The organism is Spartinivicinus marinus, from assembly GCF_026309355.1.
GTDB classification, from domain to species: Bacteria; Pseudomonadota; Gammaproteobacteria; order Pseudomonadales; family Zooshikellaceae; genus Spartinivicinus; species Spartinivicinus marinus.
The window spans coordinates 2,662,885-2,688,557 of sequence record NZ_JAPJZK010000001.1 but is presented as its reverse complement, the minus strand read 5'-3'; the positions used below and the strand labels follow the sequence as shown (position 1 = coordinate 2,688,557).

Sequence of the window (25,673 nt, the reverse complement as noted above, 5' to 3'; positions counted from 1 at the left end):
TTGAATCAAGAGTTTTTTAGTTTGCTCACAAAGCAGGGGCAAGCAAGAATTATTAATGCCCAAGCGCTAGGTAAAACAGTTAAGTTAACCACTTTAAAAGTGGGTGATGGAGGCGAAGATGGCGGTAAAGAAACCAACCCAAAAGAAACAGATACTTCTTTAGTCCGCGATAAATGGCAAGGCCCAATTAACCATATTTTTCAACACCCAGACAACGATAACTGGCTAGTGGCTGAAACAGTTATTGTTGAGGAAGACGGTAATTTTTATATTACCGAGTTTGGCTTGTATGATGAAGACGATAATTTAATTGTCATAGGAAAATACCCTAAAACTTATAAACCAACACTGGCCCAAGGCAGTGGTAGTAGCTTATATGTCCGGGTGATATTTGAGCTAAGCAATACAGCGAATGTTGAACTAAAAATTGATCCAGCCATTGTCTTAGCTTCGCGGCAATATGTTGATGATAAATGGAAAACCCATTTAGAAGCTGATAATCCTCACCCACAATATGTTAAACACTCACTGTATGACAACGAAAAAAACTACACAGGTGTGCCTGATGAAATGGGGTCAAGACGCCATTGTGTATTCCAAGGAATTGTATATAGAACCAGTTTTGAATCCTCTAATAATGAATCGCCAGCGTCTGGTGGTGACTTTGAGGTATTTGATTTAAAAACACAAGATAATGTGTATTTCCACTTTGTTACACCGTTTAATATTTACCAGCATGATGCAATGTTTTTATTTCATGTACTGGGCTTTAGCTACAACTCAAGCCGAATTCTTAATGATCATTTCGCAGGCTATTGTTATGCGCCTAATCGAGAGCTTATAAAAACCACATCCGAAGGAAAAAGTGCTAAAGCAATATATACCGATAGCCAAGGTAATGTCATTTTTTCTCTCTTTATCCCTAATACTTACTTCACCACGGTCACAGTAGACTTTGTGCGTGTAGGAACAGGAACAACCCTTAATCGAGGTGATATTAAATGCGTATTATCACTAAAAGAGAAAATTGAATATACCCGTTAACCCATCCTAAAAAGGAATACTCATGACAGATGAATTTCTCCATGGCGTCGAGGTCGTTGAAATTGACAGCGGCCCACGCCCAATACGTACCGTAAAAAGCAGTGTGATTGGTTTAGTGGGGACGGCACCCGACGCTAAAGAAGATGTTTTCCCCTATGACACACCCGTTTTATTGGCAGGTAGTTTAAAAAAGGCTGAGCAACTAGGTAATACAGGTACTTTACCTGCCGCCTTGCAAGGTATTTTTGATCAGATTGGGGCAATGGTTGTCGTTATTCGGGTTAACGATAAACCACCTGCGGCTCCCGAAACAACTGATAATGAAAACACTGCACTGGGTGCCATTATTGGTAAGAAAGGTGAACCTAATACCGGTATTTATGCACTGCTTGATGCTAAAAGTACCGTACATGTCGAACCACGTATTTTAATTGCGCCAGAATTTTCACATATCAAAGCCGCTGCTGATGCCTTGATCACAGCCGCTGAGCGCTTAGGTGGAGTGGCTATCATTGATAGTCCTAACACGACAGGTGAAGAAGCAGTTAACTACCGTAAAAAGTTTGGTAAACGTTATGCCTACCTGGTCGATCCTTGGGTTAAAGTCTGGAATAGCAATGCTAACGAAGGTAAAGGCGGCATTGTCATTGAACCGCCATCAGCCCGAGTCGCGGGACTCATGGCTAAAATTGATAACGACAATGGGTTTTGGCATTCTCCCTCGAATAAATTAATTAACGGCGTGCTAGGTACCGCTAGACCGATTGATTTTAAACTCGGTGATAAAAACTGCCGAGCCAATTACTTAAATAGCAATGAAGTCACTACCATTATTCAAGAAAATGGCTACCGCCTTTGGGGCAACCGGACCTGTAGCGGTGATCCTAAATGGGCCTTTATTAATGTGGTACGTACAGCCGAAATTATTTATGACTCATTGCAACGTGCTCATATGTGGGCGGTTGATAGAAATATCAGCAAAAACTACGTGGCTGACGTAACAGAAGGTGTCAACAATTATCTACGTCGGTTAAAAAATATCGGGGCTATTTTAGGCGGCACTTGCTGGGCTGATCCTGATTTAAATACCCCGGACGCCTTAGCAGATGGCAAGGTGTATTTTAACTTTGATTTTACTCCACCCACCCCAGCTGAACACATCACCTTTAATGCCACGTTAACCGACGATTATTTTAAGGAGGTACTCAGTGCACGCCAATAATGTCACTTATGCCACCCTGTTTATTGATGGGGTAAGCCAGGCAGGACGAGTGCAGTCTATTACACTTCCCAAGCTCACGGTTAAAACCGAAGAGTTTCGAGGGGGCGGCATGGATGGTGTTACTCACCTGGATATGGGGATGGAAGCCATGGAACTAAGTTTTACCATTGATGACTGTAATATCAATGTACTGAAAGAATTCGGTTTCCAGCAAGGTAAACAAGTGCCGTTTAATATCAAAGGCGTATTGCGCAACCCTGGTCAGGGTGATCAAGGAATTGATGCGGTTTGCCGTGGCCTGGTCAGTGAAATAGATTTTGGTGAATGGAAACAAGCCGAGCTATCCAGCTTAACGACCACGGTCAAACTGGATTACTACAAACTCACCATCAATAACAAACTCATTTATGAGATTGATGTGGTTAACCATGTGCGTAATGTTGATGGTAAGGATCATATGCAAAAAGTCCGTGATTTATTAGGACTTTAATTAAATCAATAAACCAAACTCTCAATTAAATTAATACACAACCCAATAGGTAAAACAATGAGTGAAATTATTACCCTACAATATCCAGTTGAAAAGAATGGCGAAACCATTAATGAAATCACCTTACGTCGCCCCAAAACCAAAGACATGAAAAACATTGAAAAACGGGGTGGTGGTGAAATTACTCAAAGCATCCATATGATTGCCGATTTATCCGGCTTGGATATTAACACCATAGAAGAACTGGATGCCGCAGACTTTCAACACTTGAATGAAGTGGTGGCAGGTTTTTTAGAATCGACTGGCAATCAGTAAAACAAATCTGCCTGGCCTTATCCTACTACCTGCGAGGTACCCCACTGTCAGAACTGTTAGACATGGACCTCGACGACCTGCTTGATTGGTACAAATCCCTCCCTAAGCAACAATAATAATCATGGCGAATAAACTCAACATTGCGATTGGCGCTTATATTGATAAGTCGCTGGCGAAGTCAATTAAAAAAACCGAATCTGCTGCCAGTCGGTTAGGTAAAGCTTACCGGGAAACCAATAAAAAACTAGCCGCTGTACGACAGGTGGATCGGTATCGCCAGCGTCTTGCTCGATTACGCCAACAGCAACAACAAGCGGGTGGTAGTAATCAGCAGTTAGCCAATGCGATTCGGCGTACTGAGCAATCCTTGTCGCGGGCTTCACGTTCTGCACAACGCTATGGAGTCAATTTAAATAACTTGGCGCGCACACAACGACAGTTGCAGCGTACCGCCCGTTTCCAAGGACTTCAGCAATCAGGGATGCAACGGCTTGGCCAGTTAAAAACCGCCGGTAAATGGGCAGCAGGTGGGTTAGCCGGAGCAGCGGGTGGTTTGTTGGCGATGGTGAAATCTACGGCTGATCGAGGCGACCCCATTGCTAAACATGCGGCTAAACTGGGCTTTAGTGTCGAAGGGCTTCAAGAATATCAATATGCGGCTGAGCGTTCTGGGGTGTCTACCGCGCAATTTAATACTGCCTCCCAACGGATGGTACGACGGGTATCGGAAGCTGCTGCTGGGATTGGTAAAACGGGTAAAGCGCTCAAAGAATTAGGATTAGATGCTAAGTGGTTAAACTCGCTGAAGCCTGAACAGCAGTTTGAGCATATCTCGGAAGCGATGAAGCATATCCCCAATAAAGCCGATCGTGTGCGGCTGGCGATGAAGTTATTCGACACCGAGGGTGTTGGGCTGGTTAATATGCTGAATGGCGGAAAAGCAGGCTTAGAGGCATTAAGAAAAGATGCCAGAGCCACCGGTAATATAATTTCAAAAGAAGATGCCAAAAACGCAGAGGATTTTCAGGACGCCTTTTTAGATTTTAAACTAATCATTGGCAGTGTCAGTAAATCCATTGGTGCCAAGTTTATGCCCTTGGTTACCCGCATGATGATTAAGTTTAAAGCCTTTCATGAAAAATACGGTGCTCGCTTTAATCAAGTGTTAATCCAGGTAGCTGATTCATTAGTGAGTGTGGGACGGTTTATGTGGAACCTGGGCAAAACCGTCGTTACTGTGGCTAGTAAAGTCAGTCATTTTATTGAGGAAACCATTGGTTGGAAAAATATTGTGGCTGTTGTGGGTGCATTAGTTGGTGTGAAATTAGTCGGTGCCGTATTGGCAGCTGGGTCTGCATTAATAGCATTTATTCCAGCAATAAAAGCCGTTGGGTTAGCCATGATGGCCAATCCCATTGGCCTAATCATTAAAATCATTGCGATTGGTGCGACATTAATTATTACCCACTGGAGTACTGTATCCACATTTTTAGGCGATACATTTGATACTGTTGCTAATGCTTGTAGTTCAGCATTTGAAACCATTAAACACTACTTTTTCAATTTTACGCCGCTAGGTTTGCTGATATCTAATTGGGAACCAATCACAGACTACTTTGGTAACTTATGGGAGAGAGTCAAAGCAATATTCGGTGTAGCCTGGGAGGCTATTAAAAACTACTTCTTTACTAGTACACCTCTAGGTTTATTAATCGCTAACTGGGACCAGATCAAAGACTATTTTAGAAACCTCTGGGATTCTGTGCTTAATGCATTCAGCTCAGGGGTAAATAACATTAAAAACAGGCTTTCTAGTTTTTCAGCTAAAAAGCTATTCATGAAGGTCTGGCAACCAGCTATTGATTGGCTACGTAGTAAGTTTCAGTGGATTAATAAAGCCATAGAGAAATTAAAAGGCATCAAGCGTTGGTTTACTGGCGATGATGAGGAAGAAAAGAAAACTGTTGCCGGAAAAATTAACCAGCGAACGCAGCAACGCAGAGCCCAGATACAAGAGACACAAGCGGTTAATGCTAAGCAAATTGAAAAGCGGCTACAGCAAATCAACCAACAAAAAAACATGAATGTCACCACTCACCTAAACGCACCAATTACCATCAATGCAGCCCCAGGTATGTCAGCAGAAGAAGTCACACAGCAAGTGAAGGATGCTTTAGAAGAGCGTGAGCAAGAGGCGGAAGCCAGGCATCGTGGTGCACTTTATGATATGGATATGGCGGCTGCTCTATGAGTTATACACTACTCAAGCTGGGTGATTTTATATTTTCCATCAAGACAGCCAGCTATCAAAAACTTCGTCAACAATGGCAGTTTACATGGGCCAGTCAGCCTATTATCGGTGGTTATCCTCAGCAACAGTATACCGGGGAAACCGTTCGAACGATGGCTTTAAGTGGCACCATGTACCCTGGCCAATATGGCAGTCGTGATAGCCTACTTCATATGGTTGAGCTAGCCGGTACAGGTGCACCCTTCATTTTGGTAGCGGGTACTGGCGAAATACTCGGCTATTGGTGTATCACCCAAGTGAGTGAAAGTGGCACCTACCCGGATAAGGAAGGCATTTGCCGTAAGATTGAATTCAGCGTGAGCATAACCTACTATGGCGACAGTATACCGAACAAAGGACGGTGATACCCTGGACTGGATTTGTAAGCAGTATTATGGTGATGAAGCTTTTGTACTGCAGGTGTTAGATGCTAATCCGAGATTAGTGGAGAAAGGGCCTGTTTTACCTTCAGGGATTGAAATTGATTTACCTGAGCTTAAATCTAAAGCTCAGGTAGCAGAGAGTTTGTGGTCTTAAGCTGATAATATTTATTTAGATAGCCTTTCTCCAACTAATTTATTTAGCTCAATTGCAGCTTGACTAAAATTTAGTTTTTGGGCTCTATGCTTATCGCAGCGACAGAATAGTCCTGTTGGAATATGTGTGATTTTAACGGCACACCTTTTTACTACGACACCTGCCATACCCCATTCACCAGGAATAATATCAACCTCAATATCTTTTTTTTCTAAATTTGGAAGGTCATTAATATCAAGTTTTAGTAATGTAACTCTATCTTCTTCCATAAATTTTACTACTTCAAATAAACTCAAAGAATAATATTTCAATCAATTATAGATGGATATATTTTAATCATTTTATGCCTTCATTACAAATCACCATCCCATCATTTCCCGTCAACATCCAAAACTACCTAATCAGTCTCGAACTCACCGACGAAGCGGGTATCAAGTCAGATAGCGTAACCCTAAAGCTTTCTGATCATGAAGGTAGCCTACCTATTCCGGCCAAAGGTACCAAGTTAGCAGTCGCCATCCAGAATATTCATATGGGTGATTTTATTATTGATGAAGTATCACTCTCTGGCCCACCGAATCAAATGACCATTCAGGCTAAAGGAGCAAATCTTCGGGATCAGATCCGCAGCCCTAAATCACGTTCATGGCATCAAAAAAAGCTGGTAGATATTGTTACCACAGTGGCCAATGACAATGGATTGAAACCAAAAATTGCAGAAGTATTTACGCCTATTGTCATTGATCACATAGACCAGACAGAAGAGTCGGATATTAATTTTTTAAGTCGTATTGCGTTAGATCATGGGGCAATAGTTAAGCCCATGATGGAACATTTAGTATTTGTTGAACGAGGGAAAACTAAAACAGCAACCGGTAAGCAATTGTCAGTAATAAGAATTTCTAAAATTAATAAATGGAATTTAAAAGCTCCTGACAGGCAATATTATAAAAGTGTGATGGCTAAGTATCATAGTGCTGAGGGTGGTAAGACAGAGCATATAAAGGTGGGTAAAGGCGAGCCGATCTATACTATTAAAATGGTATATCCAACCAAGGAAGCAGCCCAAGCCAGTGCTAAAGCCAAGCTAAATGGGTTGAATGATACAGAAGCCACTTTAAGCATAACGTTAGTGGGTAACCCTGAGCTGATAGCTGAGCGGCCAGTGATTATTCAAGGTGTAAGAGCTGGTGTTGATGGTCAGTGGGTGGTGAAGCAAGCAAAGCATTCTTTAAGTGCTTCTGGGTATACGACGAGTGTTAGTTTAATTAAGTGAAGTATAAAGGGTGTTATACGTCACTACAACGTAATGTATCACGTCATAGTGACGTTCATTAATAGTTAGACGAATATCGAGATTTGAGTACAATGAATCTATTTGATGCAATTATCCCGGTCGAGAAGCAACATCCAATATATAAGCTAATTTGCGAAGAAAAGTACACTCCCGAACGCGTGGTGCTTTTAGATTGGGCGGATGGTTTTATAGATCGTGATGGGAATTTTGTACATGAGTTTCAAAGCACTTTCGAACCATGTTTATGGGAGCTGTATTTGCACGCATGCTTAAAAGAACTTGGAGCATCAATAGATTTTTCATTTTCAAGGCCAGATTTCGTTGCTACTTGTGGAGAGAGTATTTGCATTGAAGCAACAATCGCTGCCCCACCGGTAGGTGGGGCAGCGCCTTATGGGCATGATGCTTCTGACATTCCAGATGATTTAAATGAATTCAATTCTCAATCGACTTTGAGAATATGCAATAGCTTTTCTTCTAAAGAGAAAAAGTACAGGGAAAGTTACTGTCATTTATCTCATGTTCAGGGAAAACCTTTTGTAATTGCTATAGCCTCATTTGATAGACCATATTCTCACATGGCGGCAGGCCGTCCAGTCCTTAGCGCGCTGTATGGTCTTTATCATGATGAAGAAATGACTATTGCTAGTGGGTCCCCTGAAGTGATTAGTTATAATGTTGGTGGTGTTGTAAAGAATGAAATAACTGATATTCCACTTGGATATTTTGTAGACGATTCCTATAGTCATATAAGTGCAGTTGTTTATAGTTCGCTGGCTACGTGGGGAAAAATAAGGGCTCTAGCCGATAATCCTAATGCCAATTCAGTTTACACCACCTTTCATCCTAATGACGCTGACATTAAACCAACAATGAAAGTCAACCCCAAAAGGGAATACGTCGAAGATTTGTTTGATGGGTTATATGTATTTCACAACCCATTCGCTACAAGACCATTGAATAAAACTACTTTAAATCATTCTCGAGTGGCTCAATTTTTTGTAAAAGAAGATGGTGAGCTTGAAGTTATAGCTCCTAATGATTTTCTGCTTGTACGCTTTCTGCAAACAGTAAATAAGAAGATGTAAATGTGTGAAATAAATCGCCTAACAAAAGCAATCGAGAGGGACAATAATCACGCCTCTACGGTTTGCCGCTCATTGCTGGTGTTAGCTTCACAATAAACTTTTTTCTTATAAATTTATTTTTTATCAGTCTACCTCTACTTGCAGTTATTTTTGTAAGTAGTTTTTCCCTTGTAGAAGGAGACTTCATGCCTAAGCCTATCTTTGCCTGGATGGGCGGCAAGCGCCGTTTAGCCAAGCATATCTTACCGCTATTTCCTGACCATACCTGCTACGTTGAACCGTTCTGCGGAGCAGCAGCCTTATTTTTTATGAAGGAGCCTTCGAAAGCTGAGGTATTAAATGATACATCATCAGATGTAATTAATTTATTTAGGGTAGTACAGCATCACCTAGAAGAGTTTATCCGTCAATTTAAGTGGGCCTTGGTTAGCCGCCAATTGTTTGAGTGGGTGAATAGTACCCCACCCGAAACGCTAACCGATATCCAACGAGCAGCCCGGTTTTACTACCTGCAACAGCTAACCTTTGGCGCTAAACCAACAGGCAGAAACTTTGGCACCAGCACTACCACACCATTGAGATTAAACTTAACCAGGCTGGAAGAAACCCTTTCACAAGCTCATTTGAGACTAGCGAGGGTAACTATTGAACACCTGGACTGGCAACAATGTGTTAAGCGTTATGATCGGTCACACACGTTATTTTATCTTGATCCACCTTACTGGGGGACTGCTGACTATGGTTGCGAGTTTGGTTTTGAACAATACCAAACCATGGCAGAACTAGCCAAAACTAGCAAAGGCCGATTTGTCATTAGTATTAATGATCACCCTGATATACGGCAAGTGTTTGATGGGCTTGATATTAATGAGGTAAAAATTAATTACACGGTAGGAAGTAACAACAGAAAGCAATCAAAAGAGTTAATTATTTGTAATTAATCAGCCCAGGTTAAAACCTAGGCTCAATATCTCCTGTTCCTACTTCACCTAAATACCTTAACGCTTTTAGTTCTTCTGGCTCTACAATGCTAACCCCGCCTATTGCTTCAATAACAATACCAGTCTTTTTAGACAAGGCTGTTAGCTCTTTGATGAATTGCTGTAAGCGTTGTTCTTCGGTTGGGGTGGCTGGTTTCATCATGCTCTCCTTGCTGGTGTTTGTTTACATATCCAGACTAACTCTGGTCTAAACACCCAGCAAGCAGAAGCGTTAATTATCTGCGTCTGTACGGACGATAAAATATAGTCCCATGCTCAAGAAGGTATATTGAATTACCAGGTAAGCCGTAACAAAATACAAAGGATGATAGGTAATAACGCAAGCACTCTAATAATCTTTCTTTCCAGCTTTACCTGTATTGACTTACTAAAATAGTAAAGTATTAACGACAAGGATACCATTAGAAATGCCATTATATTAGCACCAAGAACATCATCTGGATCAGCAGGAGTTACGGTATCAGGATCAAAAAACTTATACTCATTTGGGTCTGTGCTACCAAGAGGGAAAAAGAAAACCCAATTGAATATGAGCAATAAGTACAACACTATACGTTTTAATATTTCTATCGTGTAGCTCATATTATTTTAAGAGTTCTCTCATTTTGTCAATTTTTCTGTATAAATCATGACCATAGTTTGAAATACCTCGTTGCCGTATGATATCTAAGTTTGCATTTCTGCCTAATAGTTTATGTGGATAACCCATGTTGTATAGATATCCTGAAAGCTCTATTTTGTAACGGTCAAAATCACTTTTAGTGTAACCTGGATAAATTTGTGAAAGCATATCAGCAAGGTACTTAGTAACAACAGCTATATTGACTTGTTCATTTTTCAATAAGTTAATAACATCGACTCTATTGCAGTAAGTTAACTTTTTATCCACTCCCCCAGTTTCAGCAACTCTTCTAATTTGTATTTCAACATCACCAAAAGAGGTTTTTTCTGGAGCCCGAGTAATTTCAAGCCATTCTGTCATTGACCTTACTTCATGACCAACTATATTTAGTAAGCCTGCATCTCCTCCTGCTTCTGACCAAGCTATTCCTGCAATAACTTCAGGCATGATGTTATGCCTTCTAGCTGATAAGGTGATGCCTGTTTTATTATCTTTTACCCAAGTATTTTTAAACTGAGCTAAGTTAGATTGTGCTGGATCGCCACCTAGACCGACTGCTCGCAAAGCTTTAACAAATGCGTGGCCTAAGTAGTCCAAGTTATCCCAATCATGATCAGGTTGTTTTGACTCTTTAATTAACTCTTTGTACTCATCATGAGTACAAATATGTGTGCCAAACAGGCTCTCTTTATTTATGTCATTGCAAAATGTGACTTTTAATTTCCCAATCGCTGAGAATATTTCAGTTCGCAACACGACTTTATGTATCTTATGTTGGGAAGCATGTATCTGTACTTTATCATACATTAGTGAATCATTAAGAGGGCTTAATTGCTTGCTTATTTCAAGTTCAGTTTGACCTTCTGGAATTTTTAAGACGACTATTCCTTGCTCATTGGTATTGGTTCCGTTAACTGATGCTTCTGGAATAGGGCAACCTTTAAAATCAACAACTTTAATCGTTACATCAACCAAGTTTTGATCCTGTGAAGGTGCTATAAACTGAGAGACCAAGCTTTCAGATGTTACGTTGTTTGGGCTTATATCTCTAAGTAATCCTGCTGCTGAAAGACCCTCTTTAGCAGAGCTAACTGAGCTATAGCCAACTTGCTCAAACCCAAGCTGAGTAATAGAGTCATTTGAAACTAGTACATTGCCATTGCTGACTTTACTACCAACCATAGCAACTGGTTTATCATCAACTAAAATACATGGATGCCCAGTAAGGATAACACTGCCATCACTCAATTTATCACCCACACGAGCAACGGGCTTGCCATCCTCAATATGGTTTGGACTACCTTCAACTATCGTATTGCCACCAGAATCTTTATCACCAACGCGCGACCACTGAATCATTGTACTGCACCACTACTAACTGTCTTCTAATAAGTAGTTTAGACAACACTAATTGGCTCTGCTGGTAAAAAGTCAGGTTTAAAATTTGAGTAGCTTGTTTATTTAATTTACCTCTCTTGCCGGCATCGAGAGGTAATCCTTATTTACTGCATTTTAATTGAGGTTGTATATTTTATTGTATATTCAAAAATTAATTTATCTCCTTTATTGTATTCAATAATTATTATCATTAACTATAAAACATTGATAGGCATACTGTGTTTGTTGTGTATGTAATCGATCAAGTCTCATAATGCAATTCAAAAGCATATACTGTTGGTGAATTAATAGATTTACTTCATTTGCTAGTTCCTCCACATCAATGATGGTCCCGTGTCTATCTCTTATATGGGTCAATTTCTTCGCAATGTATTTTGAGCGTCTGTCAGCAATTGTTTTTATATTGGAATAGTTAAAAGGCTGACAGTCGTCGGGACTAAGATTTTTCATTTCGAATTCCTTCTATAAATAGTCCTTACCTGTCTTGTGTGAGTAGTAGAACTGTCTACTCGTTTTACACTGCCCAAATATACAGCATAAATGATTGTGAAATAAAGCACACAAAATAATCAATCGGGCGTTTGGGTAAGAATCCCACCCAGATATACAACTAATTGCTTATTTAGAATGATTGGTTGGGTGAGATATCACCCAAAAATTTGAGATCGTTAGTGCAATTTTGTATACCACTTGTTTAAAATGCGTTCATGATGAGTAGTAATCAAACAGTTAGTAAAAGAGTTAAGCAAAGACAAGCCCGTATCAGACAGGAGTTAGATATCCAAAATATTTCGGTTAGACAGCTTGCTCAAACGTTAAGCAATAAGTGGGAAACTAACCGCAAAATAATATCTAGTGGCGACATGGGCCTCGACTATGCACAACAAGTCTGTGATGAACTGAGTAGAGACTTAATTTGGTTGTCAACAGGCCATAATGGTGGTCAACGGTTATCCAAAGTATTCAGTATGCTGGTTGATCTGTGTGATAAGGACCCCGAATATGCTGATACTGTTATGGACTTGGTTGAGAAGATGTGGGATAGAGAATGCCAGGACTAACCTGTCGCATAGCTAGAAAAAGCCTATTTTGAGTGTCACACTAATGCTACGCAATTCGAAAGTAAACATTGTCCAAATAGCTTCACAAGACAGAATTATTACAAATAAAGCCTTTAATAATCAGATAGTTAACATAACTGTCATGTTGTCATGACGCCCTCCGGAGGCAAAGGCCAGAGGTTCGAATCCTCTAGGGCGCGCCATTAAAAATCAAGTATTTATCCCCTTCTGCAGCTTCATGAAATTATCGAGTATCACGCAATTTCTCAAAGTACCTATCAATCAATAGCAGTGACACAAGCCGTTAAACAGTTTGTCCCATAAAATACCTAGTCCGCTATAACATCATTCTGTCGCCTTTTATTTTTACATGCGTACTAACCCCCCGTATGAGATAACTACTTCAAATTGATCAAGTTGAAGCAACTTTCTTAGTAAACTAGATTTCCCTATATCACGTCACGGATAAGACAAGAGCAATACAATGGATAACACAACAACTGCAAAGAATGGTATTAATCATATAAGGGAGCAAGCTAAAAAATTCTGTAACTACTTAATTTATTTTTTTATTATTTTATCAGTAGTGAGCTTTTCTATTGAAACCCTACCCAACTTGGCAAACCCAACTCAGCAATTGCTAAACTACATCGAACTTATAACCATTAGTTTTTTTACAGTTGAATACCTATATAGGGTTTATTATTCAGAGCAAAAGCTAAGTTATATTTTCAGTTTTTATGGAATTATTGATTTATTAGCTGTTTTACCCTTTTATATTACAACAAGCCTTGACTTGAGGTCATTGCGAGTGATCAGGCTATTTAGATGTTAAGAATCTTAAAAATAATTCGTTACTCTCAAACAATCAGGCACTATCACAGAGCACTCGTTATCGCCAGAGGAGAACTTCTTGTATTTGGCTTTACTGCTCTTATCTTATTGTATTTATCTGCGGTAGGTATTTATTATTTTGAAAATGCAGCCCAACCAGAACAGTTTAAGTCAGTATTTCACAGCCTGTGGTGGGCTGTTGCCACCTTGACAACAGTTGGCTATGGGGATGTATACCCAATAACGCTCGGCGGCAGAATGTTCACATTTATAATTCTAACTATTGGACTCGGCTTTGTTGCAGTACCAACCGGCTTATTAGCATCAGCCTTATCTCAAGCTAGAAATGAAGAAAGCCAATAGGTATTAAATAGATCATAAAAAATATTAAACTTTCGTTACAATTTGTTTCACATTTACCATATAAAACCAGTGACGTATAACTTGATAATAAACAGGAAACAATGATATAAATCAAGTACGGGTGTCATGCATGAAAAAATTTATAGCAACTTTCTGTTTAACTTCACTCACTCTTACATCCTATGCAGCTAATACTCCAGATAAATGTAACCAGTTAGCAACATGGAAGGAGCAACTTAAATGCGTAATGGATTATGCTGATTCACTTCCAAGACCTCGCTTCAGTGACCAAAATCTCAAACAAAATATCACCCTTGTTGATAATGCACTTGATAAAGTTGTACAGATAAATGGTGTAAGTTTTGAGTGGCGTAGCAATAACCAAAAAGATATTGGCGTTATAGCACAAAATGTTGAACAAGTATTTCCTGAACTTGTAAGCACTTCACCAAAAACAGGTTTCAAGCAAGTTAACTATGCTGGCCTTTTAGGTGTTTTAATAGAATCTGTGAAAGAGCTAAAACGTGAGAATGAAGCTTTAAGGCAAGAATTGGGGCTATAAAAAACTAATAATGGGGTGGATAAAATACCCCATCAAACTGTTCACTTAAAATAAAAAAATCAATCCACGCAACATTAAAATAAATTTTAACACCTATAAATCAGTAATAAAGTATTGTATCTTTTTTCTGTAACAATTGATTTATAAATCTTTAATTCCACTATCCTCTTTTAAGGACAATCCTCATCCAAACCTTCAGCATTACAACAATTTTAAGCTAAAATACAATATACGTCAGTGGATTTAAAAAAATACGCTCTGCGTCATTATCATACAGCGGAAACACCAGATGAAAGGCATTATTTTTACCGAATTCATAGATATGGCGGAAAAATATTTTTCCCCAGAAATGGTAGATATTTTGCTAAGTGAAACAAACCTGCCATCTAAGGGTATTTATACATCTATTGGCAGTTATGATATCAGTGAATTACTAGCCTTAATAGACGTCTTAAGCAAACATTCTGATAAAACAGTTAAAGAACTACTACAGTTTTTTGGGTTCTACCTCTTTGGACGTTTAGCTAGCATTTACCAAGAATTACTGACTGATATTACTGGTACTTTTCAAATGTTAGAAAAACTAGATGATCATATTCATGTAGAAGTTAAAAAGTTGTATCCTGATGCAGATATACCTAAATTTGAGGTAATACATATAGACAAAAAAGAGCTAAAGATCCGCTATCAGTCATCACGTCCGCTAGCAGATCTTGCTGAAGGATTAATTAAAGGATGTATCGCCCATTATAATGAAAAGTTAGAACTGACAAGACATAATATAAGCGAGTACCCTCCCTACGAAGCTTTATTTTGTATAAATGATGTAAACGGCTATGGCAAATGATGAAGTTTGGTTACGGCGTTTAAACCGTGAAAGGGCTGCTCGTCAAGAAGCAGAAAGACTACTCGAAGAAAAAAGCCGTCAACTTTATGAAATAAATGAAAAATTAAAGACTCAGCAAATAGATCTAAAGGAAAAAGCACTTAAACTTGCGGAAGCAAAAGACAAGGCCGTAGCGGCGTCTGAAGCCAAAAGCACCTTTTTAGCTCAAATGAGCCATGAAATACGTACTCCTATGAATGGTATTTTAGGCATGGCTCAACTACTAGCATTAAGCCAATTATCTTCAGAACAGCAAGAGCAAGTAGAGGTAATTAGACGGTCAACTGAAGCGTTGCTTAATATATTAAATGATATTCTAGATTACTCAAAAATAAACTCAGGTAAGTATACGCTTGTAGAAAAAAATTTTAATTTATTTGACTTAATGAGCCAAATCGTTTCTACAATTGCACCAATTGCAGAAAAAAAACTTATTTCTATTGGTTGTGCTATAGAACAAGAAGTTCCACTGAAGTTAACAGGTGATGAAGGTCGTTTGCGACAAGTTATTTTAAATTTATTAACTAACGCAATAAAATTCACAGACAAAGGTGGTATTTATATTCACATAAGAACTCTAGAAAAAAATCAACAAACAACAACCTTACATTTCTCAATAGAGGATACAGGCAGAGGCATAGCTAAACATAACCAACAAAAACTTTTTACTGAATTCCAACAAGTTCATAATATTAAGCATAAGCCTGTTGAAGGAACAGGACTTGGCCTGGCTATTTCGAAAGGCTTAGTACAGCTAATGCAAGGTAGTATTGGTTTTAAATCTACAGAAGGTAAAGGTAGTACGTTTTGGTTTTCAGTCAGCTTACCCCCTATTGTTGAAGGCTGGCACATGGCTCAATATACTAAAGTGCCTGTTATTGCTTGGGTAACTGATAACATTTTACAAAAGATGTTTACAATTCAATGTGAAGCCTGCAATAGACAAGTTATATTCATTCAAAATAAAAAAATATTATTAAGTGAACTACAAAAATTTAAGATTGCACAAATTTGGTTAGACTTAGACATTATCACTGAACAAGACTTAGAAAGTTTATCTTCTACTAAACAATTACAACAATACTTAATAATTACCATAAAATGGCCACATAGAAGCAAAAACAAACTGTTTCCTCAAGCTCAATACAATTTACTGAAGCCTCTCAGACCTAATACTTTTATTAATTTATTACTAGGAAAACCCTATGTTTACGAACGAGATGAACAGGAGCCAAGCTCTCCATCCATACTAGAACAACTACCTTCACTTGCTCCTATTTTAGTCGTAGATGACAATGCAACTAATTTAATGATAACAACTAAAATGCTTAATAAAATAGGATTTTCTTGTTTAAAAGCAGAGAATGGACAACAAGCTATCGATATCATCAACTCTGCAGAGTTATCTTTAATACTAATGGATATTCAAATGCCTGTTATGGATGGTATAGAGGCAACTCAAGTCATTCGCCGCACTAATCTGTCTAAGCTGCCCATTATTGCTTTAACTGCTAATGCAATGGAAGGTGATCAGGAAGAATATTTAGCCGCAGGAATGAATGACTATTTAACTAAGCCTGTTAAATTAGAACAACTCCAACAAGTGTTAAAGCGGTGGTTATTGTAAAGTTTTCTTCAGAGCAAATGTAGGCGCGCCACGCCCCTACAACTCTCGCCTCATTTTTTCTATCACATCTTTTGTCGTTGGCTTAACACCACGCCAAATGTGAAACGCAGCAGCGGCCTGCTCGACAAGCATACCTAAACCATCAATCTGCTTTTGTGATCCTTTTTGTTCTGCCCACTGGTTAAATGGTGTTGCTTCTGCACTATACATCATGTCATAACATATGGTCTGCGGATCAATAACCACCTCTGGCAATGGTGGGATATTACCATGTAAACTAGCAGAGGTACCATTAATAATAATATCAAAGGTTTCACTTAATTCGCTAAAATTAACAGCTTCCATTGCCATTAAGTCTGCAAAATCGTCGGCCAGTTTATCTGCTTTTACTACGGTTCGATTTGCAATAGTAATTTTGGCAGGTTGCTTTGCAATTACTGGTTCTAATATTCCTCTAACTGCACCGCCTGCACCTAAAATCAGTATTTTTTTATTTTTCAGTGCCACTTGTTGGTTAATTTCTAAATCAGTTACCAAGCCTACACCATCTGTATTATCACCGCACAATTGATTTTCTTGATCAAGCCAAAGGGTATTAACAGCTCCAGCCCGCTTAGCAGCCTCGGTTAACTGCTGAGCATAATGCCAAGCATTTTGTTTAAATGGCACCGTGACATTAAGGCCTTTACCGCCTTGAGCAAAGAAATCTTTTATGGTTTCCTCAAAGGCTTCTAATGGGGCTAGCAGTGTATTATAGGTTAAATCTTGGTTGGTTGTTCCTGCAAACAACTGGTGAATAACAGGGGATTTACTATGAGCAATAGGATTACCGACAACTGCATATTGGTCTGTCATGTTCTACTCTCCTCTCTATAATCACTCTATATCCACTCTTTATGAATTAAAAATTTTTCATAAAGCTCTGCTTCCAAGCTGCCTTGTTGTGGTTGCCAGTTATATTCCCAGCGCACCTTTGGTGGCAATGACATTAAAATTGATTCGGTTCTACCACCAGACTGCAAACCAAATAGCGTACCCCTGTCGTATACTAGATTAAACTCAACATAGCGGCCACGACGGTATTCTTGGAAAGCTTTTTGTTGTTCGTTATAGGCCTCGTTTTTACGCTTTTTCACAATTGGCTGATAAGCCTTAATATAGCTATCACCTATGCTTTGCATGAACTGAAAGCTTTTGGCAAACCCCCACTCATTTAAATCATCAAAAAATAAACCACCAACACCTCTTGGTTCATTACGATGCTTTAAGAAAAAGTAGTCATCACACCATTTTTTATAATGAGGATAAACATCATTGCCAAAAGGCTCACAGGCTTCTTTGGCCGTTTGATGCCAGTGTTTACAGTCTTCTTCAAAACCATAGTATGGCGTTAAATCATAACCACCACCAAACCACCACACTGGATCAGCACCTGGTTTTTCCGCCATAAAAAAGCGAACATTAGCATGAGAAGTGGGCACAAAAGGGTTATGAGGATGAATAACTAACGATACCCCCAATGCCTGAAAACTACGTCCCGCTAATTCTGGTCTTGCAGCGGTTGCTGATGCTGGCAAGCCTGCACCAAATACATGAGAAAAATTAACTCCCCCTTTTTCGATGACAGCGCCATTGCTAATCACCCGAGTACGACCACCGCCTCCTCCTTCTCTTTGCCATTCATCCTGCTGAAATTTCGCTTCACCATCTTCTTGTTCTAATGCACGACAAATATTGTCTTGCAAGTTAAGAAGATAATTTTTAACGGCTTGAATATCTGGCTGAGTCACAATGGCATCCACTATTGAGGGGTTCTTGCAAGAAGTATATTTAATCGGAAGGAGAGATGGCCATCAAGAATAAAGTTACCCACAGCGAAGGGTATTACCGTAATATTTGGTTAGTAATCAAATCCCTAATCTGCGATGGCTTAGTCTGATTACCCCGCTCTCCAGAAACAACTGCATCCAGTTTATCACCAAACTGTTGCCTAACTGCCTGCTCAGTCTTTAGTTCTGGCTCACCAGCTAAATTAGCTGAGGTGGAAATAATTGGCTTTCCTATCAACCGACAAAGTTTCGTTACAACAGGATGATCACTTATCCGAATTGCAACAGCACTGTGTTCTCCTTTAACCCACTGCGGCACCCAATTCTCAGGATCAGGAATGAGCCAGGTAACAGGGCCAGGCCAACTTGCTTTAAGCTGTGTCAGTTGTTCAGCTGTTACAGACTTAAGTAATGGCTCAATCTGACTTATATCAGCTGCAACCATAATCAACCCTTTTTCCATAGGGCGCTGTTTCAGCTTAAGGATTTCCTCTACTGCTGTCTGCTGCCAGGGGTCACAACCAAGCCCCCATACTGCTTCAGTAGGATAAGCCACGACACCGCCGCGGTGCATAGCACTCACGGCGGTCTGAAATACATCAGCTGTCATAAATAATAAGAGGATGCTAGCCGTTTAGTTGCTTTTGCAAAGCTTCGTTTTTTGCTAACACTTCTTTAGCATTTTCTGCACGATCAGCTTTTAAACGCTCAGCTAAATCTGCGTCAGATACTGCAATGATTTGTGCAGCAAGGTAGCCAGCATTTTTTGCACCCGCCTTACCAATTGCCACTGTTGCAACAGGAATACCACCAGGCATTTGTACTGTAGACATTAATGCATCTAAGCCATCTAGAGGGCCTGCATCAATTGGCACGCCAATAACTGGCTTAATAGTTAAAGATGCAACTACACCAGCTAAGTGAGCAGCCATACCTGCACAAGCAATAAAAGCAGCACAACCACGCTGATCAGCACCTGTAACATATTGATGAGTAGCATCTGGAGTACGATGAGCTGAGTGAACCCGCACTTCATAAGGAATTGACAGTTTTTTCAAAACTCCAATTGCCGCTTCAACTTTTGGAAAGTCTGAGTCAGACCCCATTAAAATGGCCACAAAAGGCTTAGCCATAGTTAGCACCTCATTAGCAAGTCAGCAAAAAAGAAACGCAAATTACCCCACCCCAATCAGGGATGCAAGACTAACCAGTTGGTTAGGTGTTATTAATAGTTCTACTCTATATTCTTCTGGTAAGCATTTTATAATACTCACCAGTGTTTAAAATTGTTGGGTAGGGTTTCGTACTACCCCACCTGGCACAGAAGCAATAAACCCTTGCATCTCCAGTTCCAGCACCAGATTATTAACATCATTTGCAGCTAGCCCAGTACGCGCCATAATCATATCCATAGAAGTGGTTTCATCACCAATAGCGTCTAAAACCTGCTGCTGATTAGGGTCTTCCAGCACTAATGGTTGAATGACTGGCTGCTCTTCAGGTTCTTGGGCCTCTACAGCCTGACACGCTCCCCTAACAACAGAATAAGTATTTAAGCTATGCTTTAGCTCTTCCCAGATATGCTCAACACTATCAACCAGCTTAGCACCTTGTCGAATTAATTGATGGCACCCTTTACTGAGTGGATTATGGATAGACCCTGGAATAGCAAAAACCTCTCGCCCTTGCTCCGCAGCTAATCGTGCCGTAATTAATGAACCACTTTGCAGTGCTGCTTCAACTACTAGCACCCCCAGCCCAAGACAACTGATAAGACGGTTCCGACGTGGAAAATTACTTGCCTGTGGTTTAGTGCCTAAAGGAAATTCAGAAATTAATAAGCCACTTTGACTAATTCGTTCGGCTAATGCTTTATTTTTTGCGGGATAAACCAAATCTAAACCAGTACCAACGACAGCTATTGTGTACCCTTCTGCATCTAAAGCACCTTTATGGGCAGCTGCATCAATGCCATCTGCCAAGCCACTGGTGATAGTAAAACCGCCTTTCGCCATCGTATTAGCAAAGTGATAACTATTTTCCTCGCCACTTTTGGATGGATGGCGACTACCCACAATAGATAGTTGTGGCATCTCTAATAAATCTGGGTTACCAACAGCAAATAATAAAGGGGGCGGGTCAGTTAAGTGGCTAAAAGCACTCGGATAACCCTCATCAATACAGGAAATAATATGATGGTTAGGATGCTCTAGCCACTGCGCCGTTTTTACCAGCAATGACTGCAGCTGATCATACTCTTTACCAGAACCTTGCTGAATTTCTCGTATTATTTCAATACTTTTAGGGGGTAAATAGTCAGACAGTTTGCTGGCAGATTGCTGCAATGCCAGTGAAGGACTACCAAATCGTGCTATTAACTGACTAAAACGGTTAGCACCAACACCGGATACAGAGTGCAACAGCACCCAGTCTGACAGTTTTTGCCATGTTACTTGTTTAGACACGTTTTCTGTTCTTTAGCAGGGAGGGATGGGGCAATATGCCCCAGACTTTATGAAATTACTATACCCAAAGAGCTGGGTATCTATTCAAGGATTAATGACGCCATCTCCCGTTTTAATTGGTTGTGTTGCCTTCAACACCACCGCATAGCTCACCTTCTCAAACGGACGATATATCATCAATAAGCCCACTTCATCAGGTGGCATATCGACATATTGTTTAGTTACGTGATCTTTGATAACTAACTTTTTGGTAATAGACATGATATTACCAGTCTCTAATCCATCACGAGTACCACGGTTAATCACCACATTATCAAACTGGCCAATTTGGTTAACCCCACCAACCACAGCTAGAATTTCACCCTCAATATCTTTTTTAGGTGAGCTTGGGTGGAAGACTGGCTGCAAACGACGTTCTTCCGTTTCCAGCATTCTGTCACCAATTCTGATTTCACTATTACTCTCAGTAATATTGATTGTGGCAATATCATTAGCAACGTCTTTTATTTCACCAACCCCAATATCCATCACCATTACACCTAAAAACTCATTAGTTTTTGGGTCAGTAAATCGCTCTGCACGGCGGAAAATACCATAAGCTGATGCATCGTCTTTAAATTCGCCACGAGCATAAATGAGGTCATTAACGCCATTAATAATCCGCTCTTGCCGGCTGGAAATTACATATGGAGCTTTTTCAATAACATCTTCATCATCAATTATACGACTTCGGTCCATGAAACTATTAATAGCATTCAATGGAATAGCAGGGATTGCCGATTTAATTGGAGTTTTACGAATTTTCGGGCTCAGCTTAATCACTCCCCCGGCCCCTCGCTTACCAATAGTCAGATAAGGTTTACCATCAATATAAACCAAGTTTATCTGGTCTCCTGGATAGATAAGGTGGGGGTTTTTAATAATTGGATTTACGTGCCAAATTGCAGGCCACATCCAGGGCTTAGTCAGAAAACGGTTAGCTATATCCCACAACGTATCACCTTTTTTCACGGTGTAAGAGTTAGGATGATCAGCTCGGATGGGATTTTCAGCAGCCACGGTTGAAAAGCTGACCAGGCAGGAAAAAACAACCCCAAGAAGCGATTTCCTCATGGTGTTATCCTTTATTGTTACTTATCATGTTGGCATTCACCACCCGTTTAAACCCTGTAAAAAAGGGAAAACAAGCAGCATTGATTATTTCATTTCAAATATACTAGTCTGAAAAATTTACCAAACCACAGAAATATTCAGACTACTGCTGTAAACAACTAACGATTGGAGCAAAGACTCCCCCTCTCCAAACTGTTCACTGCGCTGGTTAATCACAACAGTCAGCTAACAAGTAAAACGCTTGTCTTGCACAGCACCCAGATTCAGCTACAAACAGTTACTTAAGCTACTTTCAATTACTTAAGCTACTTTATTAAAGAAAACAGTCAGACAATCTATCTATATACAAAATACCAACTATCTATAATAAGTCTCTTATAGCATTAGAAACTGTTCACACTCTCTATGCGCAATATAGCGCACTCATTAAAGGAATACAGGGTATCAACACCAAATTTTGTGAAATAAGCCACTCTTATAAGCTGGCATAATTACATATTAGCAACTGATATAGTGAATAGTACTCTAAACTTTAGATTTTCTATTTAAGACTCTAGAGTGATCTCTCTATGATGGCTTAAGTGTTCGCTTTTCAGTCATTGCCAAGCTAGCTTATCAACAATAAAATTAGCTATAACGATTTTCGAGGATATCAAGCAGAATGGCCGTTTTAGATATTTTAGAGTTTCCTGATTCACGCCTAAGAATCAAAGCTACACCAATAGAAAAAGTAGACGACTCTATTCGCAAGCTAGCCAATGACATGCTAGAAACTATGTATCAAGCACCGGGTATTGGCTTAGCTGCGACCCAGGTAAATGTTCATAAGCGGATAGTTGTTATTGACGTTTCTGAAGACAAAAGCCAGCCATATGTACTCATTAACCCTGAGTTTAAAGTACTAACTGACAAGCTTGACCATATGCAAGAAGGTTGCTTATCAGTACCTGGCTTTTATGAGGATGTCACCCGTCCAGAAAGAATTAAACTCACCGCACTAAATCTGGATGGTGAACAATTCACCATGGAGTGTGAAGGGTTACTGGCGGTATGTGTTCAACACGAAATTGACCATCTTAATGGAAAACTGTTTGTTGACTATATATCGCCATTAAAGCGTAATCGAATTAAGAAGAAGCTAGAAAAACAGCACCGTTTTCAAACGGCGTAATAGCCAAAGACACTGTATTTTAAAAATGCTATTACACTAACTAGTTGCCATATGAAGCTGTCTTGATATAGATTTATCGATTTAGGGTTGTTGCCAAGCGACAACCCTTTTTTATTTGACTATAACCAAGATTCCATGAGCATAAAGCCACTACGCATCGTTTTCGCCGGTACCCCGGAGTTTGCTGCTATCCATTTACAAGCTTTACTGGATAGCCAGCACCAAGTCATAGCTGCTTACACTCAGCCAGATCGTCCTTCTGGGCGTGGCAGAAAGCTAACCCCAAGCCCAGTTAAAGTATTAGCTGAAGCCCATCAAATACCCGTATTTCAACCTACCAGTTTAAAGTCAGAAGAAGCACAAACGGAGTTAGCCAGCCTTAACGCCGATGTGATGGTCGTAGTCGCTTATGGTTTATTACTGCCAAAAATCATTTTAGAAACACCTCACTACGGTTGTATTAATGTCCACGCTTCTTTATTGCCTAAATGGCGAGGGGCTGCCCCCATTCAACGAGCAATTGCTGCAGGGGACAAAGCTACAGGTGTCACCATTATGCAAATGGATGTTGGGCTGGATACTGGTGATATGCTCACCATCAGTGAGTGTGAAATATCTGATCAAGAAACAGGTGGCTCATTACATGACAAGTTGGCTGAAATTGGTTCACCAGCACTTCTAAAAACTTTACAACAAATAGCTGATGGTCAGTTGCAACCTAAAGTGCAAGATCATGAAAATGCCAGCTACGCACACAAGCTTTCCAAACAAGAAGCTCATATTAACTGGGAACAGTCAGCGACTGAGCTTGATTGTTTGATTCGCGCTTTCAACCCTTGGCCAATTGCCTTTACTGAACTTGATGGCCAGCGTATTCGAGTTTGGGAAGCAAAGCCTTTGGCTGTTAATGGAAAGTCCTTAGCTATTCTTTCAGCAAATAGCTCTGATCAAGCACCTGGCACTATTATTTCTGCAAACAAAGAAGGGTTAGATATTGCCTGCGGTAACGGCACTTTACGTATCACCAGGCTTCAGCTTCCCAACAGTAAATCAATGAGTGTTCAAGAACTTTTGAATAGTCGTAAAGAGCAGTTTCAACCGGGAGTTAAGTTAAGCTAATGTCAGACCATCAGCCGGTGCGAATGGTTGCAGCTAAAGCCATTAAAGAAGTTATTAACCAAGGCCAGTCACTTAGCCAAATATTACCTCAATACAGTCAGCAAGTAGCACCTATAGATCGTAGCCTATTACAAGAGCTGTGCTACGGTACGCTACGCTGGTATTTTAGATTATCTTCGTGTAGCAAGCAGTTGCTGGCAAAGCCACTAAAAAGTAAAGATGCTGATATATTTGCACTGATTTTGCTTGGTCTATATCAGCTGGTTTACACCCGGATTCCAGCCCATGCAGCCATCGGTGAAACAGTAGGTACCTGCCAGCTACTTAAAAAAAACTGGGCAAAGGGTTTAGTTAATGGTGTATTAAGGCAGTTTCAACGCCAGCAGCAGCAACTGCTAGAGCAAGCTGATCAGACGCCAGAAACCTTAACTTCACACCCCGACTGGCTACGCGAGCTACTCACTCATCACTGGCCTGATCATTGGCCACAAATTATTGAGGCTAATAACAGCCACCCTCCTATGACTTTACGGGTTAATTTGAGCAAAATAACCCGTGATGATTTCTTAAACCAATGCAATGAAGCCAGCATTGAAGCAACGCCATGTCAGTTTGCAGGATCAGCCGTCACGCTGAAACAACCTGTACCCGTACAGAAAATTCCAGGTTTTAGTGAAGGCCTGGTGAGTGTACAAGATGAAGCAGCGCAGCTTTCTGCCACGTTATTAGATTTACAGCCTGGTCAACGAGTACTTGATGCCTGTGCAGCCCCTGGTGGAAAAACCTGCCATATTTTAGAGACGCAACCAGAGCTTGCTGAAGTGATTGCACTGGATGTTGATGGACAGCGGCTAGGGAAAGTGAAGGAAAACCTGCACCGACTTGATCTTAACTGCCAAGTAGTAGAGGGAGATGCCAGTAAACCGCTTAGTTGGTGGGATGGCCGCGAGTTTGATCGCATTTTATTAGATGCACCTTGCTCTGCCACTGGTGTAATCAGGCGTCATCCTGATATTAAGTTGCTTAGACGACCTGAAGATATCGATAATCTAGCGGTTACTCAACAAAGTATTCTCACCGCACTATGGCAGTTACTGAAACCTGGGGGACGACTGGTGTATGCCACCTGCTCAGTTATTCCAGAAGAAAATGCTGAAGTAGTACTAGATTTTCTTGAAAATCAGGCTGATGCAGCACTCAGCACTATTGATGCTAACTGGGGTATAGATACGGGTACTGGCCGACAATTGCTACCACAGATCAACGGTCATGATGGTTTCTTTTACGCCTGCTTATTAAAAACCTAGACTTGCATTATCAAATAACAGTAATAACAACA

The 25,673-nt window shown here is 40.1% G+C and carries 27 protein-coding genes and 1 pseudogene; 18 read left to right on the top strand and 10 right to left on the bottom strand.

Annotated features, from left to right (window positions below; all coding sequences use genetic code 11):
• From OQE68_RS12020 to OQE68_RS11990, 7 genes are all read left to right on the top strand, one after another.
• Positions 1-1,044 (top strand): phage tail protein, encoded by a 1,044-nt coding sequence (locus tag OQE68_RS12020; RefSeq protein WP_180571857.1) that lies wholly within the window; start codon positions 1-3, stop codon positions 1,042-1,044.
• A 22-nt stretch (positions 1,045-1,066) separates the two neighbouring features.
• Positions 1,067-2,266 (top strand): phage tail sheath C-terminal domain-containing protein, encoded by a 1,200-nt coding sequence (locus tag OQE68_RS12015; RefSeq protein WP_266195460.1) that lies wholly within the window; start codon positions 1,067-1,069, stop codon positions 2,264-2,266.
• Positions 2,253-2,756 carry a phage major tail tube protein gene (locus tag OQE68_RS12010; RefSeq protein ID WP_266195646.1) on the top strand — a complete coding sequence of 168 codons (504 nt, stop codon included), beginning with the start codon at positions 2,253-2,255 and terminating at the stop codon, positions 2,754-2,756. Before OQE68_RS12015 ends, OQE68_RS12010 begins: the two co-directional genes overlap by 14 nt.
• Positions 2,757-2,813: 57 nt before the next feature.
• Positions 2,814-3,071: a phage tail assembly protein gene (locus tag OQE68_RS12005; protein WP_266195645.1), complete on the top strand. Its 258-nt coding sequence runs from the start codon at positions 2,814-2,816 to the stop codon at positions 3,069-3,071.
• Positions 3,072-3,192: 121 nt separating this feature from the next.
• Positions 3,193-5,322 (top strand): phage tail tape measure protein, encoded by a 2,130-nt coding sequence (locus tag OQE68_RS12000; protein WP_266195644.1) that lies wholly within the window; start codon positions 3,193-3,195, stop codon positions 5,320-5,322.
• Complete coding sequence (locus tag OQE68_RS11995) at positions 5,319-5,726, top strand: phage tail protein (RefSeq protein WP_180568745.1); 408 nt, start codon at positions 5,319-5,321, stop codon at positions 5,724-5,726. The genes OQE68_RS12000 and OQE68_RS11995 overlap by 4 nt, the downstream gene beginning before the upstream one ends.
• A complete protein-coding gene (locus OQE68_RS11990) occupies positions 5,695-5,898 on the top strand; it encodes a tail protein X (RefSeq protein WP_180568746.1) in 204 nt (67 codons plus the stop codon). The genes OQE68_RS11995 and OQE68_RS11990 overlap by 32 nt, the downstream gene beginning before the upstream one ends.
• Before the next feature lie 11 nt (positions 5,899-5,909).
• Here OQE68_RS11990 and OQE68_RS11985 read toward each other — a convergent pair whose 3' ends face one another.
• Complete coding sequence (locus OQE68_RS11985; RefSeq protein ID WP_180568747.1) at positions 5,910-6,167, bottom strand: peptide chain release factor family protein; 258 nt, start codon at positions 6,165-6,167, stop codon at positions 5,910-5,912.
• A 74-nt stretch (positions 6,168-6,241) separates the two neighbouring features.
• Between OQE68_RS11985 and OQE68_RS11980 the strand changes: the two genes are divergently transcribed.
• The 3 genes from OQE68_RS11980 to OQE68_RS11970 all read left to right on the top strand — a co-directional run bounded on the left by OQE68_RS11980 (position 6,242) and on the right by OQE68_RS11970 (position 9,224).
• Positions 6,242-7,174 carry a contractile injection system protein, VgrG/Pvc8 family gene (locus OQE68_RS11980; RefSeq protein WP_180568748.1) on the top strand — a complete coding sequence of 311 codons (933 nt, stop codon included), beginning with the start codon at positions 6,242-6,244 and terminating at the stop codon, positions 7,172-7,174.
• Between the two features lie 92 nt (positions 7,175-7,266).
• Positions 7,267-8,283 carry a glycosaminoglycan attachment site gene (locus OQE68_RS11975; RefSeq protein ID WP_180568749.1) on the top strand — a complete coding sequence of 339 codons (1,017 nt, stop codon included), beginning with the start codon at positions 7,267-7,269 and terminating at the stop codon, positions 8,281-8,283.
• A gap of 185 nt (positions 8,284-8,468) precedes the next feature.
• Positions 8,469-9,224: a DNA adenine methylase gene (locus tag OQE68_RS11970; protein ID WP_180568750.1), complete on the top strand. Its 756-nt coding sequence runs from the start codon at positions 8,469-8,471 to the stop codon at positions 9,222-9,224.
• Between the two features lie 10 nt (positions 9,225-9,234).
• Here OQE68_RS11970 and OQE68_RS11965 read toward each other — a convergent pair whose 3' ends face one another.
• The 3 genes from OQE68_RS11965 to OQE68_RS11955 form a co-directional block, all read right to left on the bottom strand.
• On the bottom strand, positions 9,235-9,426 hold the full coding sequence (locus OQE68_RS11965) for a hypothetical protein (RefSeq protein ID WP_180568751.1): 192 nt from the start codon (positions 9,424-9,426) through the stop codon (positions 9,235-9,237).
• Positions 9,427-9,557: 131 nt separating this feature from the next.
• Positions 9,558-9,866, bottom strand: coding sequence for a hypothetical protein (locus tag OQE68_RS11960; protein ID WP_180568752.1), 309 nt, complete (start codon positions 9,864-9,866; stop codon positions 9,558-9,560).
• Between the two features lies 1 nt (position 9,867).
• The gene (locus tag OQE68_RS11955) at positions 9,868-11,265 is read right to left on the bottom strand and encodes a PAAR domain-containing protein (protein WP_180568753.1); all 1,398 of its coding nucleotides are present in this window, start codon (positions 11,263-11,265) and stop codon (positions 9,868-9,870) included.
• Positions 11,266-12,011: 746 nt separating this feature from the next.
• Between OQE68_RS11955 and OQE68_RS11950 the strand changes: the two genes are divergently transcribed.
• From OQE68_RS11950 to OQE68_RS11930, 5 genes and pseudogenes are all read left to right on the top strand, one after another.
• Entirely contained in the window at positions 12,012-12,365 is a 354-nt protein-coding gene (locus OQE68_RS11950; protein ID WP_180568754.1) for a hypothetical protein, read from the top strand.
• 484 nt (positions 12,366-12,849) lie between these two features.
• Positions 12,850-13,562, top strand: a pseudogene (locus OQE68_RS30825) (ion transporter).
• Positions 13,563-13,692: 130 nt separating this feature from the next.
• A complete protein-coding gene (locus OQE68_RS11940) occupies positions 13,693-14,124 on the top strand; it encodes a tail fiber domain-containing protein (protein ID WP_180568755.1) in 432 nt (143 codons plus the stop codon).
• Between the two features lie 289 nt (positions 14,125-14,413).
• Positions 14,414-14,971 (top strand): heme NO-binding domain-containing protein, encoded by a 558-nt coding sequence (locus OQE68_RS11935; protein WP_180568756.1) that lies wholly within the window; start codon positions 14,414-14,416, stop codon positions 14,969-14,971.
• Positions 14,961-16,637 (top strand): response regulator, encoded by a 1,677-nt coding sequence (locus OQE68_RS11930; protein WP_180568757.1) that lies wholly within the window; start codon positions 14,961-14,963, stop codon positions 16,635-16,637. The genes OQE68_RS11935 and OQE68_RS11930 overlap by 11 nt, the downstream gene beginning before the upstream one ends.
• 36 nt (positions 16,638-16,673) lie before the next feature.
• Here the strand turns inward: OQE68_RS11930 and aroE are convergent, their stop codons facing one another.
• The 6 genes from aroE to OQE68_RS11900 form a co-directional block, all read right to left on the bottom strand.
• Positions 16,674-17,492 carry a shikimate dehydrogenase gene (gene aroE, locus OQE68_RS11925; RefSeq protein ID WP_180568758.1) on the bottom strand — a complete coding sequence of 273 codons (819 nt, stop codon included), beginning with the start codon at positions 17,490-17,492 and terminating at the stop codon, positions 16,674-16,676.
• A gap of 26 nt (positions 17,493-17,518) precedes the next feature.
• Positions 17,519-18,427 (bottom strand): oxygen-dependent coproporphyrinogen oxidase, encoded by a 909-nt coding sequence (gene hemF / locus OQE68_RS11920; RefSeq protein WP_180568759.1) that lies wholly within the window; start codon positions 18,425-18,427, stop codon positions 17,519-17,521.
• 94 nt (positions 18,428-18,521) lie between these two features.
• Positions 18,522-19,076, bottom strand: coding sequence for an L-threonylcarbamoyladenylate synthase type 1 TsaC (gene tsaC, locus OQE68_RS11915; RefSeq protein ID WP_180568760.1), 555 nt, complete (start codon positions 19,074-19,076; stop codon positions 18,522-18,524).
• Positions 19,077-19,092: 16 nt separating this feature from the next.
• Positions 19,093-19,599, bottom strand: a complete 507-nt coding sequence (gene purE, locus OQE68_RS11910; protein ID WP_180568761.1) for a 5-(carboxyamino)imidazole ribonucleotide mutase — start codon at positions 19,597-19,599, stop codon at positions 19,093-19,095.
• A gap of 147 nt (positions 19,600-19,746) precedes the next feature.
• Positions 19,747-20,931 (bottom strand): DNA-processing protein DprA, encoded by a 1,185-nt coding sequence (gene dprA, locus OQE68_RS11905; protein ID WP_180568762.1) that lies wholly within the window; start codon positions 20,929-20,931, stop codon positions 19,747-19,749.
• A gap of 84 nt (positions 20,932-21,015) precedes the next feature.
• Positions 21,016-22,044, bottom strand: coding sequence for a LysM peptidoglycan-binding domain-containing protein (locus OQE68_RS11900; protein WP_180568763.1), 1,029 nt, complete (start codon positions 22,042-22,044; stop codon positions 21,016-21,018).
• 661 nt (positions 22,045-22,705) lie between these two features.
• Here OQE68_RS11900 and def point away from each other — a divergent pair.
• The 3 genes from def to rsmB all read left to right on the top strand — a co-directional run bounded on the left by def (position 22,706) and on the right by rsmB (position 25,641).
• Positions 22,706-23,215, top strand: a complete 510-nt coding sequence (gene def / locus OQE68_RS11895; protein ID WP_180568764.1) for a peptide deformylase — start codon at positions 22,706-22,708, stop codon at positions 23,213-23,215.
• A gap of 135 nt (positions 23,216-23,350) precedes the next feature.
• Positions 23,351-24,334, top strand: coding sequence for a methionyl-tRNA formyltransferase (gene fmt, locus OQE68_RS11890; RefSeq protein ID WP_180568765.1), 984 nt, complete (start codon positions 23,351-23,353; stop codon positions 24,332-24,334).
• A complete protein-coding gene (gene rsmB, locus OQE68_RS11885; RefSeq protein WP_180568766.1) occupies positions 24,334-25,641 on the top strand; it encodes a 16S rRNA (cytosine(967)-C(5))-methyltransferase RsmB in 1,308 nt (435 codons plus the stop codon). The genes fmt and rsmB overlap by 1 nt, the downstream gene beginning before the upstream one ends.
• Positions 25,642-25,673 lie beyond the last annotated feature (32 nt).

Coding starts and splice junctions, on each gene's coding strand:
- OQE68_RS12015 (WP_266195460.1), top strand. CDS start 1,067: ATGACAGATGAATTTCTCCATGGCGTCGAGGTCGTTGAAATTGACAGC.
- OQE68_RS12005 (WP_266195645.1), top strand. CDS start 2,814: ATGAGTGAAATTATTACCCTACAATATCCAGTTGAAAAGAATGGCGAA.
- OQE68_RS12000 (WP_266195644.1), top strand. CDS start 3,193: ATGGCGAATAAACTCAACATTGCGATTGGCGCTTATATTGATAAGTCG.
- OQE68_RS11995 (WP_180568745.1), top strand. CDS start 5,319: ATGAGTTATACACTACTCAAGCTGGGTGATTTTATATTTTCCATCAAG.
- OQE68_RS11990 (WP_180568746.1), top strand. CDS start 5,695: ATGGCGACAGTATACCGAACAAAGGACGGTGATACCCTGGACTGGATT.
- OQE68_RS11985 (WP_180568747.1), bottom strand. CDS start 6,167: ATGGAAGAAGATAGAGTTACATTACTAAAACTTGATATTAATGACCTT.
- OQE68_RS11980 (WP_180568748.1), top strand. CDS start 6,242: ATGCCTTCATTACAAATCACCATCCCATCATTTCCCGTCAACATCCAA.
- OQE68_RS11975 (WP_180568749.1), top strand. CDS start 7,267: ATGAATCTATTTGATGCAATTATCCCGGTCGAGAAGCAACATCCAATA.
- OQE68_RS11970 (WP_180568750.1), top strand. CDS start 8,469: ATGCCTAAGCCTATCTTTGCCTGGATGGGCGGCAAGCGCCGTTTAGCC.
- OQE68_RS11965 (WP_180568751.1), bottom strand. CDS start 9,426: ATGATGAAACCAGCCACCCCAACCGAAGAACAACGCTTACAGCAATTC.
- OQE68_RS11960 (WP_180568752.1), bottom strand. CDS start 9,866: ATGAGCTACACGATAGAAATATTAAAACGTATAGTGTTGTACTTATTG.
- OQE68_RS11955 (WP_180568753.1), bottom strand. CDS start 11,265: ATGATTCAGTGGTCGCGCGTTGGTGATAAAGATTCTGGTGGCAATACG.
- OQE68_RS11950 (WP_180568754.1), top strand. CDS start 12,012: ATGATGAGTAGTAATCAAACAGTTAGTAAAAGAGTTAAGCAAAGACAA.
- OQE68_RS11940 (WP_180568755.1), top strand. CDS start 13,693: ATGAAAAAATTTATAGCAACTTTCTGTTTAACTTCACTCACTCTTACA.
- OQE68_RS11935 (WP_180568756.1), top strand. CDS start 14,414: ATGAAAGGCATTATTTTTACCGAATTCATAGATATGGCGGAAAAATAT.
- OQE68_RS11930 (WP_180568757.1), top strand. CDS start 14,961: ATGGCAAATGATGAAGTTTGGTTACGGCGTTTAAACCGTGAAAGGGCT.
- aroE (WP_180568758.1), bottom strand. CDS start 17,492: ATGACAGACCAATATGCAGTTGTCGGTAATCCTATTGCTCATAGTAAA.
- tsaC (WP_180568760.1), bottom strand. CDS start 19,076: ATGACAGCTGATGTATTTCAGACCGCCGTGAGTGCTATGCACCGCGGC.
- purE (WP_180568761.1), bottom strand. CDS start 19,599: ATGGCTAAGCCTTTTGTGGCCATTTTAATGGGGTCTGACTCAGACTTT.
- OQE68_RS11900 (WP_180568763.1), bottom strand. CDS start 22,044: ATGAGGAAATCGCTTCTTGGGGTTGTTTTTTCCTGCCTGGTCAGCTTT.
- def (WP_180568764.1), top strand. CDS start 22,706: ATGGCCGTTTTAGATATTTTAGAGTTTCCTGATTCACGCCTAAGAATC.
- fmt (WP_180568765.1), top strand. CDS start 23,351: ATGAGCATAAAGCCACTACGCATCGTTTTCGCCGGTACCCCGGAGTTT.
- rsmB (WP_180568766.1), top strand. CDS start 24,334: ATGTCAGACCATCAGCCGGTGCGAATGGTTGCAGCTAAAGCCATTAAA.